Annotated in this window: 9 protein-coding genes; 2 read left to right on the plus strand and 7 right to left on the minus strand. The window is 45.6% G+C overall.

Annotation, left to right across the window (positions count from 1 at the left end; translation table 11 throughout):
• Positions 1 to 26: 26 nt before the first annotated feature.
• The 5 genes from AB4Z08_RS22965 to AB4Z08_RS22985 form a co-directional block, all read right to left on the minus strand.
• Positions 27 to 893, minus strand: a complete 867-nt coding sequence (locus AB4Z08_RS22965) for a metallophosphoesterase family protein (RefSeq protein WP_441576130.1) — start codon at positions 891 to 893, stop codon at positions 27 to 29.
• A 43-nt stretch (positions 894 to 936) separates the two neighbouring features.
• Positions 937 to 2,745: a RagB/SusD family nutrient uptake outer membrane protein gene (locus AB4Z08_RS22970; RefSeq protein WP_441576131.1), complete on the minus strand. Its 1,809-nt coding sequence runs from the start codon at positions 2,743 to 2,745 to the stop codon at positions 937 to 939.
• A gap of 25 nt (positions 2,746 to 2,770) precedes the next feature.
• Positions 2,771 to 6,241, minus strand: a complete 3,471-nt coding sequence (locus tag AB4Z08_RS22975; RefSeq protein WP_441576132.1) for a SusC/RagA family TonB-linked outer membrane protein — start codon at positions 6,239 to 6,241, stop codon at positions 2,771 to 2,773.
• A gap of 262 nt (positions 6,242 to 6,503) precedes the next feature.
• Entirely contained in the window at positions 6,504 to 7,565 is a 1,062-nt protein-coding gene (locus tag AB4Z08_RS22980; protein ID WP_441576133.1) for a FecR family protein, read from the minus strand.
• A 118-nt stretch (positions 7,566 to 7,683) separates the two neighbouring features.
• Complete coding sequence (locus AB4Z08_RS22985; RefSeq protein WP_441576134.1) at positions 7,684 to 8,277, minus strand: RNA polymerase sigma-70 factor; 594 nt, start codon at positions 8,275 to 8,277, stop codon at positions 7,684 to 7,686.
• A gap of 173 nt (positions 8,278 to 8,450) precedes the next feature.
• Between AB4Z08_RS22985 and xseA the strand changes: the two genes are divergently transcribed.
• Positions 8,451 to 9,890 carry an exodeoxyribonuclease VII large subunit gene (gene xseA / locus AB4Z08_RS22990; protein WP_441576135.1) on the plus strand — a complete coding sequence of 480 codons (1,440 nt, stop codon included), beginning with the start codon at positions 8,451 to 8,453 and terminating at the stop codon, positions 9,888 to 9,890.
• A complete protein-coding gene (gene xseB / locus AB4Z08_RS22995) occupies positions 9,868 to 10,083 on the plus strand; it encodes an exodeoxyribonuclease VII small subunit (RefSeq protein ID WP_133810914.1) in 216 nt (71 codons plus the stop codon). Before xseA ends, xseB begins: the two co-directional genes overlap by 23 nt.
• Before the next feature lie 3 nt (positions 10,084 to 10,086).
• On the opposite strand, the gene AB4Z08_RS23000 is transcribed toward xseB, so the two are convergent.
• Positions 10,087 to 11,241: a BamA/TamA family outer membrane protein gene (locus AB4Z08_RS23000; protein WP_441576136.1), complete on the minus strand. Its 1,155-nt coding sequence runs from the start codon at positions 11,239 to 11,241 to the stop codon at positions 10,087 to 10,089.
• A 128-nt stretch (positions 11,242 to 11,369) separates the two neighbouring features.
• The gene (locus AB4Z08_RS23005; RefSeq protein ID WP_441576137.1) at positions 11,370 to 13,592 is read right to left on the minus strand and encodes a hypothetical protein; all 2,223 of its coding nucleotides are present in this window, start codon (positions 13,590 to 13,592) and stop codon (positions 11,370 to 11,372) included.
• Positions 13,593 to 13,661 lie beyond the last annotated feature (69 nt).

A 13,661-nucleotide genomic window follows, 5' to 3' on the forward strand; every position in this document is an offset into this window, starting at 1 on the left:
TGATTGTTTTTGGGGCTAACATCCCATTATTCTGTATGTGCTATATATTCATTTTCGACCTCGCCATCTGCATATAATTTCAGGATAGCATAACCCGGTGGTGTTTCAAGATAATAACCTTCACCTGCAGATTCCTTATCTCCCTTACCCCACCAAAATCCGCTCATAGCACCATTGCAGCAATACCTTACGCCATTGTAAACAGCATTATCCGCGAGGTGATTATGACCACTCAGACATACTTTGACTTTGTCGCGGTGCCTGAAAAATAATGTTTTCAGACGTTGATGATCGGCATGACCGCCGCCTACCAGTATGGGCGTAACACCTAATATCGGGTAATGCGACATCACCAGGGTAGGAGTACCTGCAGGAACTTGTTCCAGGTCTTTTTCCAGCCACTGATATTGTTCTTCATCCAGGGATACCTTATCGTTGTTGCCATCCAGGATAATAAAGTGCCAGCCTTTACGGGTGAAGCTATAATAGCGATGAGGTATTTTCAAACGTTTTACCACATAGTCTTTTCCATACATGGCGTCCTCTTTGGACGGTGCTTTCCACCAGATATCATGGTTGCCGATGCAGCTGAAAATTTCGAAGGCTTTTAAGCTGCTGATGCAATCATCCCATATCTGCCAGAGCTGTGTGACCCTTTCTCTTTTTACATTATCATAAGAGGCGTCAAAGATGGAATCGCCACCGTTGAGGAAGAAATCTACCTGTTTGCCTTTAACATGCTCCAGGCATTTTTTGAATCGTGCAGGCGCATCAAGATCTTCTCGTATATGCACGTCCGTTATATGCGCGATGGTTAATACCGGCTTACGTTTGCCGCTATTATTGGTAGCGGCCTTTAAGGCGGCCGGCCCCAGTAGGGTGCCGGCTGCCATCAGCCCTGTATGTTTCAGAATGTCTCTTCTATTTATAGATTATTTATTGCCAGTCAAATATTTGTTTCAGGTTTGGATTCAGTGCCACCTGTGTATACGGTATCGGGCGATAGTAGTATTTAGGTTCTTTAAAATCACGTGCCCGTGTTTCCGTTACAATAGACCCGCCGGCGGTACCATTTTTTAAATATACGGTTACATCTTCGCCAAAAGATCCGGCTTTGTAATATACCAGCGGAATGCCAAGGGAATTTTTCTCTTTGGCGCCTTCTACAGGTATATCTTTACTCTTATCGATCAGGATAATGTCTTCCACGCCGTCGCCGGTCATGTCATACTTTCCGAGGCCGGGGAAATACATGCCTTCTGGTATTTTTTCCAATGTTTTACCGGCATGCCATCTCATAAGATCATCGTAGCGGTATCCTTCCAGTGCAAATTCTACTCTTCTTTCGCGGCGTATTTCCAGGATAACCCCTTTCATGGGACCCGTTACATCCTTAAATCTGGCTGCTTCTATTGGGTCAGGATTGGCGTTTGCATCGGCCATCTTTAGTATTGGCATGCCAACACGATTGCGTAGGAGGTTAACGGTTTTGTCGAGATCCGCCTGCGAGAGTTTTTCTTCTTCTGCCATTGCCTCGGCGTAGGTAAGTAATGCTTCAGCATAACGGTATACGGGGAAGTCGATGCTGCCGGCGATCACATTGTCTGTACTGTTGGCATAGCCTTTTACCTGGTGATAGCCGGTAAAGTTTTTATTTAAGCGTTGGATGTAAGGTGTTGCATCAGACGCTCTTTTGTAGCCGGGGAACACTAATGTTTGCTTTAAACGGGGATCCCTGTTTTCAAATTCCTTAGTGAAGAGGAACTTGTCGTAACCCGGAATATCGGTAAAGCGTGTACCATCTTTCATCAGGTAGGTTTGCACCAGGTCTCTTGTTGGAGATTGCTCATAATCACCAAACAGGTAACCATTAATATTGCTATTGCTCCTGGGATCTTTGCTGTAGTCGTATGGACAGGCGAGTATCACTTCCTGATTTCTCAGCAGGTCCTGGCTGGAGAAAAGGGCGCTGTAATCCTGGTTTGGATCGGCCTGGGTACCCGCATAAACGCTGAATTTGCCGGAGTTCATAATGGCAAGTGATTGTGCTTTAGCACTATCCAGGAAGCGTGTTGCGGTATTCTGCAGGTTTAGCTCCGGATGATATTTACGGAAGGTGCCTTCATAGAGGGCAATCCGGGCATATAGCATTTTGGCAGCCCACAGGTTTGGTGTACCGCTTGGTACTTTTTCCCTGATATGCTGGGTGGCAAATACAAGATCCGCCATGATATTGTCTACCACGAGGGCGCGGGGATCGCAGGGCTTGAAGAGGCTGGAGTCGCCTGGAGTAAGGGTATTCCCATACCAGGGTACGTCAGAGAAACGACTTACCATACCATAATAGAAAGCTGCCCGGTAATACCTGGCCAAGCCTGCATAATGATCCTTTACCTCCTGTACCACATCGGCTTTGCCGTAATTGTCCAGGAAATAATTGATGTTTCGTAAACGCCCCCAATCCCAGCCGCCTGAAATAGTTTGCGAACTGGGATTGCCAGTCATCATACTTTTGATTTCAACGTTGCCGGTAGTGGCCAGATTATCGCTGCTTTGATCACCCAGGTATTCGTCTGTACCAGGCAGACTAAGTAAACCGTTTACATATAAGGCGAGGTCGCTCTCGGATTTAAAGAATAAATCCGGTGAAATGCTATTCTGTGGATAGCGGTCGAGGAAGTCCTTTTTACAGGACGTGCTGATAAGCAGTATCCCGGTAATAATATAGTTTGTAATTTTTTTCATGTTGCAATGTTTAAAAAGTCCGGTGTTACAGGTCAAGATTTAATCCTACTGCATATTTGCGTTGGTAAGGGTAGGCCCATCCGTAGCCGTCTACAATAGATTCCGGATCCACATATTTTTTGATAGGGGAGAATTCAAATATATTCTCTCCTGTAACGTATACGCGTAAACGATTAATATGATAACGTTTGGTAAGAGATGCCGGTAGGGTATAGCCTATTGTTACATTTTTGATACGCAGGTAAGCCGCACTCAGCAAATACTTTGTTTGCGGGATATCCAGACCTTTCCCGTTGTTGGCGTCTGCCAGCCAGGATTGTAATACCGGGTAATACGAATTGGTATTGGCATCTGCCAGTCCTGCTTTGATATAAGAATCACTGTGTTGTGCACGGGTGGCTTCGTTATCGGCTGTGGCACGGTAGAAGTCCAGGTTCCAGGGGTAAACGTTGGCATATGGTTGTTGATAAGGCCCCCAGAACAGGTAGTGGTGAGGATAGTAATCCATCTTCGCAATTCCCTGCAGGAATACAGAGAGGTCAAAGCCATTCCAGTTCATATCGAGATTAAATCCAAAACGGTAGCGGGGACTGGTGTTACCAATCACCTTCATGTCTTTGGGATCTTTTGCCGAAGCGCCTTGTTCTATTTTGCCATTACCATCCAGGTCCTTGTATTTGGGCCATCCCGCTACGATATCCAGTGATCCCCACGGAATAATGGCGGATTCGTCCAGCTTTTTGATGTCATCTTTGTTCTGGAAATAACCATCATTGGTCAAGCCCCAAATGTCGCCAATGTTTTGTCCGTCCCAATATTTGCTACTGAAGAGTTTCTGGTCGTTTTGGTAATGTGTGATCTTTGTTTTGTCATCAGACAACGTAAACTTCAATCCAATGTTTAATGGCTGCGAACCTACATTGAAGTCGTTGCGATAGCCGAGTGTGAGTTCCCATCCGCGGGTCGACAGATCTGCCGCGTTTTGTTTCGGAGCCTTGGTTCCCAATACGCCGGGCAGCTCCGTTACCGGGGTGAGCATGCCTTTGGTATTACGGACAAAATAATCAAACGAAGCCTGGAACTTACTTTGCATAAAGCCCATATCCACACCAACGTTGCTGGTAGTTATCTTTTCCCATGTGTAATTGTTAGGATCTACCGCGAGCGCCGGAGAGCCACTGATAACGGTTTGATTGATATTGCCGTCAATCAGGTAACCGGATTTGGCGATAGGCAACGTTTGTATAAAGTCAAAAGGATTAACATTTTGATTGCCGAGGTTACCATAAGAACCTCTGAATTTGAGGGTGGATAACACGGGAGACAAACTCCGCATAAAGCTTTCCTCGCTGGCGATCCAGGCTGCCGATACAGAAGGGAATAAGCCCTGGCGTTTCACAGCCGGGAATCGGGAAGAGCCATCATACCGGCCATTGGCCTCTATGATATAGCGCTCTTTGAAAGTATAGTTAATTCTTCCAAAAAAACTCCGGATGGCATACGAATTATACGTGGTGCCCACGCTGGGGTCGCCGCTGGTCAGGGATAGATACGGCAGTGAACTGGAAATGATCTTCTGTTTGCTGGCATCTATCTGCTGCAATTCATAGCTTTCCTGGTTGTATCCGGCGAGCAAAGTGACGCTATGATTTTTGGCGATGGTTTTGTGATAGTTTGCAAACAGATCAAATACGTCATGATTAACGGAAGCATTGCTTTCGGTAATGCCGTTGCCGGAACCCTCCATACGAATGTCTTTGGGGCCATAACCAATATTGTACTGTTTTTGATCCAGATGGGATTTTAATAGTTCTCTTTTAAAGCTTGCATCTCCCGTAATCTGTAAATCGTTGTTGAAGAAGGACGCGACACCACGGATTACATCCTGGAATCCAAAACGGGTCTGTACGTTGCGTCCGCCATCTACCAGCTGTGCTGCTAGTCTGCCGGCGCCGGTATTAGCCCAGGTGCCATCCGGATTTACCGCGACCTGTGTGGGCTGCAGGTAATAAACATCTGTAATATTATAGGCTGGTGCATCTGCCCTGGTCTGGTAAATGTTCAGGTTATTATCGATCTGCAGCCATTTGATTGGCCTCACATTGAGTTTGGCGCGCATCCCATAACGTCCCCAGTCATCCTTGGCCAGCTTATTCAGGCCATTTTCCTTTGTATAATCAGCTGAAATAAGATAAGATATTGGGGCTTTTTTAGCGGTTTCCGCGCTACCACTCAGGGAAATACTATGATTTTGCGAAAAATTATTTTTACTGAAGAAGTAATTATTCCAGTTATTGCTACCCATATACGCCCATTTGGTAGGGTCGCTGGGGTCAATACGGGTATCGGGGAGAGAAGGATCATTGGATCTTTCTTTAGCCCATTTGTAGTACTCATCAGAATAGTTTACATAATCCCAGGGGGTGTTATTGGTAGCTGTTTCGAGTACGCGGGAGTAGATGTAAGGATCTGTTACGGCGTCCGGCATTACTGTACGACGCGACATCGCAAAATAATTGTTATAGCTCACAGATTGTTTACCACCGGGAGTACCCTGTTTAGTGGTGATCAGGATCACCCCGAAAGATGCCCTGGCGCCATAGATGGCGGCGGAAGCAGCATCACGTAAAACCGAAATGGAGGCTACATCAGAAGGATTAAGGCGCATCATATCTTCTGTAGCAGCTGTAATACCATCGATAATGATGAGAGGTGCCACCATCCCGTCACTACTGGCAATGGTCGCAAAACCACGGATATTGATTTTAGGTACCTGTCCTGGTTTACCACCGGAGTAACTGATATTAAGCCCCGGACTCAAGCCCTGCAAGCCCTGTACAACGTTGGCAATAGGTCTGGCAGCCAGCTGCTTTCCGGAAATCTGGTCTATTGCACCGGTCACATTTATTTTCTTCTGGGTACCATAACCAACCACAATCACTTCTTCCATAGAATTCCTGGATGGCTCCATGGTAATGGTGATGGTTTCCCGGCCGTTGAGTGATACTTCCTGCTGGTCAAAGCCCACGTAGGTCACCACGAGGATGGCATTTTCAGGCACTTTTAATTCAAAGTCACCTTTATCGTTAGTAACAGTTCCAATGCTGGTGTTCTTTAAGCGGACGCTTACACCTGGTAATACTTCCCCGGTTGGGTTCACCACATGCCCTTTTACCACATTATCCTTGCTGACCACAGCTGCGGGCGCAATTACGATCAGGTTGTCGGACATTTTCCTGAAATGCAACGATGTATTGTCCAGTATTTTATCCAATACCATATCTATGCTCCAGTCTTTCACATCCAACGATATTTTGTGATTCGACGGGAGGTTGTCATCATTGTAAACAAACCTGTAATGGCTGTTTTTTTCCAGTAATGTGAGCGCTTTTTCCAGCTGTACCTGGTTGAGCTTCACGGTGATGGTGGATTGAGAATGCACCTTTGCACTTACGTGTAAACAGGCAACGGTGATCAGCAGCATAGAAAGCTTCATAAAAATCAACAGTTTATACAACTTCCGCTTAGGCGGAAGCCAATTGTCCACTGTACTTTTTTTCATACATTTGTTTTGTTGGTTAATTAATTGTTGATGGAAAGTTTACCCAATACAATGCTGTTAACCGATATTTACACGGGGAATGGTGCGAACATTTCCCGTTTTTTTTTCGGTTAAAGCATACGTGTTAAGACGATTCGTTTACTGTTTGTTTACTGTGTTTTTTTGTGTGTCAGCAATAATTTCGTGAACATACCTTTTACTGAATCCATATTTTACCGGCAGCATCTTTATGCCAAGTGAACGATAAGGTGGTCTCCAGCGCATTCAATACCTGTTCCAGGCTTTCTGTTTCAAATACGCCGCTGAAATAAAGTTGTTTTTTACTATTGTCTTTAAAATCAATTTCAACGCCATACCATTCTTCCAGCATAGCGGCTACTTTTTCCAATTGCAGGTGTTTAAAAGCGAGTTTATTTTGAACCCAGGCCGTTTCCGTAAGAATACTGTCATGTACGGGACTGAGTTTACTCTTATATATGACTATCGGTGTGGGTGCAGCCACGGTATTATTTACCGAAGGAGCGGCTATCTGCACCGGCACAGTGAGTTTTTCATTTGGTTTGAGTGACACTACCTGGTTATCGGCATTTTCCAGTACTACTTCCACTGCCCCCTGCACCAGGGAGGTAACGGCACTATCTTCCTGTGGATACGCCCTGACATTAAAAGAGGTACCCAATACCCGGATATGAAAGGTTTTGGTATGTACCCGGAAAGGTCTTTCTGCATCTGCGGTGACAACAAAAAAGGCTTCTCCTTCCAGGGTCACTTCTCTTGGTGCATGTGCGGCAAATTGTTTTGGATAGTCCAGTTTACTGCCTGCATTCAGCCATACCCGGGAGCCATCAGGCAATAAAACCTGTGAGCGCATCCGTTTTTCTGTTACCATTTGTGCCAGCGGTGCAGGTATTTTTGTTTTGGAAGAAGTATACCACCAGTACCCACCCATAGCCAGCATCACGAGTATGCCGGCGGCAATGCCGCTGTAGAGCTTCCACATGGAGCGTTGTACAGGTACTTCCACAGGGGTGGAGGCAGGCAATGACTGCATGCGCAAATGATGCTTTTCCAGCATCTGCTGCACCTGTTGCCCGCTGTATTGCTTGCCGGCGGGTGTCCAGTTCTGTGCAAATACTTCCCGGATATAACTGGCATCGGGATACTGCTGCAGCAACTGCTGCAGGGTAGCTGCTTCGTCTTCCGTAAGTATGCCGGCCAATTCGCGGGCCAGTAACGCGTACAATCTTTCCTGATCCATAGTTTCAGTTAAGGACAAATGAGGACCTCATTTTTTTGGTGAATAGTAACATTTGTCCTTGCTACTATAAGAAGGACAAATAAACACATGAAAGTTCCCTAAAGAAAATTAAAAAAAGTTATGAATCCAGCCGGAGATAAGTTTGGGCGGTTTCATCCGAAAGGTCAAAACGGATGGCCTGGGATATTTTTTTAACGGCGATCGTCAATTGGGCATCTACCGTTTTAGTGGAAATATTCAGTAGTTCCGCTACTTCGCGGTAGCTGAGACGGTCTTGTTTGATTAAACGGAATATCAGCTGGCAGCGGGTCGGCAGACTACGAATCGCTCTTTCTATTTTTTGTGATACTTCGGCAGATACCATCCCATTTTCTGCTTCCGGCGCGATAGACAGCATATCGGTGTTTAAGTCATCCAGCGAATGATGCTGATGTCTTTTCTGTTGCTGAAGGGTATTGAGAGAAAGATTTTTGGTGCTTACATACAGGTATACTACCGGATTATGTACATGCAGTAAATCATTGCGTTTTTGCCATAACGAAAGAAATACATCAGACACAATTTCTTCTGCCAGATGAAATGAGGAAACAATGGATGCAGAAAAATGGATAAGCCGGGTGCATAACGCGATGTATAGTTCATTGTACGCCTGAATACTATCATCATAGCAGACCCTTTGAAAAAGCGATTTTATCTGCTCATTTTCTCTCATGGCGCAAAAATATATAAAACGGAATAAGTCTTTTATTAAGTGTTTGTTATGGATTTGGTTGTTCGGCGATCTTTTTTATTGTTCAACTGGCAGCAATATATACATTTTTTAGATTCCCGGGATATTCCGTTCCGCATAGGAAATAAACGTTTTACTTATCTTTACCGGTAGTAATGAACGAATCTCCATCTATAAAGCTCTCCGCACTCACCAGCAAAATTCAGCAGGCGCTTCACAGCGTGTTTGCTGAGCAAACTTACTGGGTGGTAGCTGACGTCACCAATCATTCCTTCTACCAGCAAAAAGGCTATCATTATTTTGACCTGGTAGAGAAAGATGAAAATGCGGGAGGCATCGTGGCCAAAGTATCTGCGGTAGCCTGGGGCAATGGCGCAGTGAGGATAAAGGAGTTTGAGATTGTAACAGGACAGCAGTTTAAAAATGATATCCACGTATTGATCCGGGTATCGGTGAGTTATCACCAGGTACACGGATTGCAGATCGCCTTGCTGGACATAGACACCAGTTTCACGGTGGGATTGCTGGAACAACAGAAACAACAAACCCTGCTACGACTTACCACAGAATGTGCGGACTTTGTCCGTAGAGTGGGGGACCGCTATATTACGCGTAATAACCAGTTGGCGCTCCGGTCTGTCATCCAACGACTGGCAGTGATTACTTCCGGTAATTCTGCCGGCTACCAGGATTTCAGGCATACCCTGGAGCATAACCATTTCGGTTATACTTTTAAAATTGACAACTACTTCACCGTTGTGCAGGGCGAAACAAAGGCGGAACTGGTACAACAACGGCTGATAGATATTTATAGCAGCCAGGTGCCATATGACGCGGTGGTAATTATACGTGGTGGTGGTGCGCAAACAGATTTCCTTATTTTCGATACTTTCATATTGGGCAGGGCAGTGGCTAAATTTCCCATTCCGGTGATTACCGGTATTGGCCACCAGAAGAATGAAACCATCACAGATATGATGGCGCATACGGCTACCAAAACGCCTACCAAGGCCGCAGAGCTGATTATTGCGCATAACAGGAATTTTGAAGAAGCGGTGATATCTATGCAACAGAACATTCTGATCCGCTCCCAGCAACTGTTTTCCACTCATTTCCAGGCGTTGTCATCCCTGAACAGCACGATCATTAATCAAAGCAGAACCTTGCTGGCGAATCATAAAGAGGACCTGCATGGCTGCAAAAATGTAGTGCTGCAGCATTCGTCCGCTATACTGCTGCACCGCCACCGGGAGCTGATAGGTGTGTCTAATGCAGTGCTGCAGCGGCCAAGGATCATGGTATCCAACCGTCTCAATGACCTGGACAATATGGTGGCTAACTTTCGTTCTTTCAGCCGGATGTACATACAAAGTAAACGTGGACAGGTTAGTCATTACGAAGCTTTATTTAAACTGATGAGTCCAGCCAATATCCTGAAACGTGGATTTGCCATGGTTTACCAGGATGGTCAGATCATCAGTAATGCCACTTCTCTTCAGCCGGGCAGCCATATCAGCGTGGTATTGCACGATGCATCGCTGGAGGCTACTATTACAGCAAAAAATATTACACATGAGCCAGGAACTGACATATGAAACTGCCTATAATGAATTGCAGGAAATAGCGGAGGAAATAGAAAATGAAGCCGTTTCGGTAGACCTGCTGGCAGAAAAGGTAAAGCGGGCAGCTATTCTCATAGAATTCTGTCAGCAGAAATTACGTGCCACCGAAGCGGAGGTAAATAATATTATTAAGCAGATGGAAGGAAATAAAGGAGGGGAGAAGTAATGTTTAAAATACTTCGTTAATACCGAAATAGAACCCTGATTGATCCTTTCCTCTTCCATAATCCAGGCGGATATTGACGCGTTTTTTGAATTCCCAGCGGTAGCCAATACCGTAGCTGATCAGGGATTGATCGAGTGCCAGTTCCTTGAATTCGTGAAATACGTTGCCGCCACCTACCCAGGCTACCATACCACTGCGGTTGTAGATCTTTTGGCGCAGTTCTATTTGTCCGGCAAGGTAGCTTTTGTCACGGAAGCGGCCTTCATAATACCCCCTCAAACGATTGGAGCCACCGGCTTCCGCCATTAAACTCCAGGGGACTTCGCCGGCGCGTTCTTCCCCATACAGATCAGTAGCCAGCACAGCACCTTTCCATAATTTTTTGTACCAGTCGAATTGCACATCATATTGGGAAAAAACCGCATTATTTCCAAAAAAAGAAGGAAAGACGCGATAGCCCAGGCGTACATATATGCCTTTGTAGGCATTGGGGATAAAGTCGCGGGTGTCATACACAATGAAGGGACCAGCGCCTATGCCCAGTATTTTTTCGGGCTGCATCAGTGGTTTACCGCCGGCTGTATCTATTTTTCTGGATTGTACATTATGAATCTGTGCACAAAGTCCTACAAACAATTTGCCGTTTAAATTGACGGCAAAATCGGCCAGCATTTTTTCGGTGAGTTGTACAAATTCGGTGTAATTATCTTTGTTGTTACCTGCTTCATATCCAATGCCCCAGTACTTATTGGGGCGGGAGCTGAAGGATGCTTTCAGGGCAAGCCGGAAACGATCGTGCGGGAAAATGGTGGTATTGCTGATCCCAATTCCGTAGAACCCTGTCAGTGCAGCGGATGCGTAAATAGCTGCATTGGAAACGGGGAGCAGGGAATCTTTTTTATCTGTTTTGTATTGTGCCGCCATCATTACTGCGATGCCAAAACTGGTTTCCGGTGTATACACCGGGCCGCCGATAAAGCTGAGGTCTACCTTTTTCTTCTTTTTTTCTACGTTGGTATGCCTCAGGTAATACATGATATTATCGAAGAATCCTCTGGGCGCAGATATTGTGGCCGTAGTATCGGCCTTGTCCTTGAGCTGGGCCTGCAGTATAGCCGGGGTCGCAACCAGGAAAAGTAGTAGGCTGTATTTATTCATATATGACAATGCAATGAATATAACACCATTTTTAGAAAATTGATGAAGTGGGCAGTAAAAAGTCTTTTAATACAAATAGCAGCTCGGGTAAATGCCCGGCTGCTATTGTTTTTATGGGGGATAACAAATTAATCAATAAATAATTGTGTCACGGCGGCGGTGTTGCTGGCCCATTGAACGGTGTACGTCTCATCTGCTGGCAGCTGATCGGTGACCTGCAACTGCTGTGCGGCTGCTTTTACCAGTAGCAACTGTCCGATGCTTAGCTTGCTATCCAGTTTTTTCAGGATCGCTTTTACATTGCGCAGGTCCAGTTGTTGTGCTACTTGTCCGCCGAAAGGCATTTCCAGCCAGATGATTTCTCTGGCAGCAACATCCAGTACCCCGAATACGAGTCCTTTGGTGATTTCGCTGGTGATACGCACCATGTGCTGTACACAGGATGGATCGTAAGCGACACCGTTTTTTTGAGACACCTTCATTGGATATTTACTATCCATCCATCCTACCACCAGGTTAGGCGTGATAGCCCCCTGGCTGTAAGCATTGCAGGTAAAAGTCACATAGCGGGCGCCGGCTTCTGCCAGTGCAGATATATCTATTTCAATATATTCTGCGGTACCTACTTTGTGTGGAATAGAACGGATATCTCCGCTATGTTTACATCCGGTGGTTTGTAATCTTCCAAAAGAACAGGTATCTGAGTATTCGTCATATGCAATACGGCAGCTCAGGTCCATATCCAGGTGCTGGGCAGCTAACCCTGTACCCCATTGCATGAACAGGAGGATTTTGTTTCCATCTGTTTTATAACGGGTACCCATCAACGCAGATGGCAGGTCCTGAATCTGTTCACTACGGTCGCCGATAGCGAGTGGTATTTTAAACAGGGCTGGTGCGATATAGATGCTTTTGGCAGTAGTAGGCACTGCGGCGAAACGTTTCGTCATCGCCAGCAGGCAAAGTTCTGTTACGGCATCCTGCATAGCAGCCAGCTGTGCATCATCGTACATGGACAACAGTCGGTTGGCAGGCACACTTTTGGTGATACCTCCCAGTGGTTTCACTGAACGGGTGATTGTTTTATCAAAATAGTAGTCTGCGTACATCTGTAAAGTAAATAGCAAACGGGCAGGTACTTTATCTATGATAGTGGCAAAAGCAGCCGTTACCGGTGCCGGGCCAAACCAGAGCATGTTTGCAAACAGGGAGCGGGCAAACAGGCCTGGACGCTGCTTTAACAGGTACATGGTACTTTCTGTATCGTAGCGTAAACGGAAGTGATTCACCTGTCCCTGCCATACGGTATAATCCTGGCGATAAAATTTATCCATCACCACCCGTAATCTTTCAAATCCAGGACGCTGGCTGAACTCAGCGAGGCGCAGGGCGCGGATAAAGCGTACCCACATCCCCCGTTTAGGGTGCATCGTTTCACACATCGCAGTAGCATCCATGTCGATGTTATTCATCCATTTGGCTACCATCAATCCCTCCTTACGGTTGTATTTCAGCTTCAGGGCTTCCCTGGCTAATGTTTCCTTAACCGGTTTCACCACGTGGAATTGCACTTTGTTTTTTGTTTGGCGCTGTATAATTGTTTTTGGCGCAATTAACTGCAGGAAGCCGGTTTGTTTATACCACAGGTAACGGAGTATATCCGTAGGCGTAGTAAATAATACGGTGGCTTTATCTGCCTCCTCTCTGGCGATTAATATATCCACCACGGTAACCATGGTTTCTTTCATTCCTATCTTTACTTCCTTTAATGGGAGGGAAGACAGTAATGCTTTCAGACTATCTACCTGGGTAGCATCCAGTGCGGTTTTGGAAGCAAGTAAGTCCTGCAGGTAGGCGGTGGCTGATGTTTCAGACCACAATTCCAGTACCCGTATTTTACTATGCTGACCAAAATTTTCTATGGCGCCGGAGTTAAAAGCGGTACCACAGAAAGGGCATCCGTTATATCTTTCCAGCGGAAAGGTTTCTGGAGGAATAATATGTCCGCAGTCAAGGCGGGTACCTTCCCCTTCAAATACCGTGTTGAAGTAAGTAACTATATAATCCGCTATTGTAACATTAACCGGGATTTCCCAGTTTTTTATCAGTGGCAGCCAGCTCTTGTTAACGCCCATAACTTCCCGGAACGTTTCCAGTATAGTAGCCTGATAGGCAGGTGTAGTTTGATTCAGCGCATGCAGCAATGATTCTGATACGCCGAAGCCCAGCTTCGCCAGATTTGCTACCAGCAAGCCGGTAGTAGGCGTAAGATACTGTTCATTGGAATGAATGGCTGTTTCAGGAATAAAAACTGCCTGCTGACGTAAACCTACCTGTAATAAAGTGTTCATAATAATTGTTATTAATAATCAGATAATTTTGTTGCTCTTTACCTAAAAAAGAGAAGTAAGCAACAATTG

The sequence above is a fragment of the Chitinophaga sp. RAB17 genome (assembly GCF_052114225.1).
Lineage (GTDB): Bacteria > Bacteroidota > Bacteroidia > Chitinophagales > Chitinophagaceae > Chitinophaga.

Excerpts from the sequence above, each read along its gene's own strand:
- AB4Z08_RS22965 (WP_441576130.1), bottom strand. The coding sequence starts at position 893 with ATGGCAGCCGGCACCCTACTGGGGCCGGCCGCCTTAAAGGCCGCTACC.
- AB4Z08_RS23000 (WP_441576136.1), bottom strand. The coding sequence starts at position 11,241 with ATGAATAAATACAGCCTACTACTTTTCCTGGTTGCGACCCCGGCTATA.
- xseA (WP_441576135.1), top strand. The coding sequence starts at position 8,451 with ATGAACGAATCTCCATCTATAAAGCTCTCCGCACTCACCAGCAAAATT.
- AB4Z08_RS23005 (WP_441576137.1), bottom strand. The coding sequence starts at position 13,592 with ATGAACACTTTATTACAGGTAGGTTTACGTCAGCAGGCAGTTTTTATT.
- AB4Z08_RS22980 (WP_441576133.1), bottom strand. The coding sequence starts at position 7,565 with ATGGATCAGGAAAGATTGTACGCGTTACTGGCCCGCGAATTGGCCGGC.
- AB4Z08_RS22985 (WP_441576134.1), bottom strand. The coding sequence starts at position 8,277 with ATGAGAGAAAATGAGCAGATAAAATCGCTTTTTCAAAGGGTCTGCTAT.
- xseB (WP_133810914.1), top strand. The coding sequence starts at position 9,868 with ATGAGCCAGGAACTGACATATGAAACTGCCTATAATGAATTGCAGGAA.
- AB4Z08_RS22970 (WP_441576131.1), bottom strand. The coding sequence starts at position 2,745 with ATGAAAAAAATTACAAACTATATTATTACCGGGATACTGCTTATCAGC.
- AB4Z08_RS22975 (WP_441576132.1), bottom strand. The coding sequence starts at position 6,241 with ATGAAGCTTTCTATGCTGCTGATCACCGTTGCCTGTTTACACGTAAGT.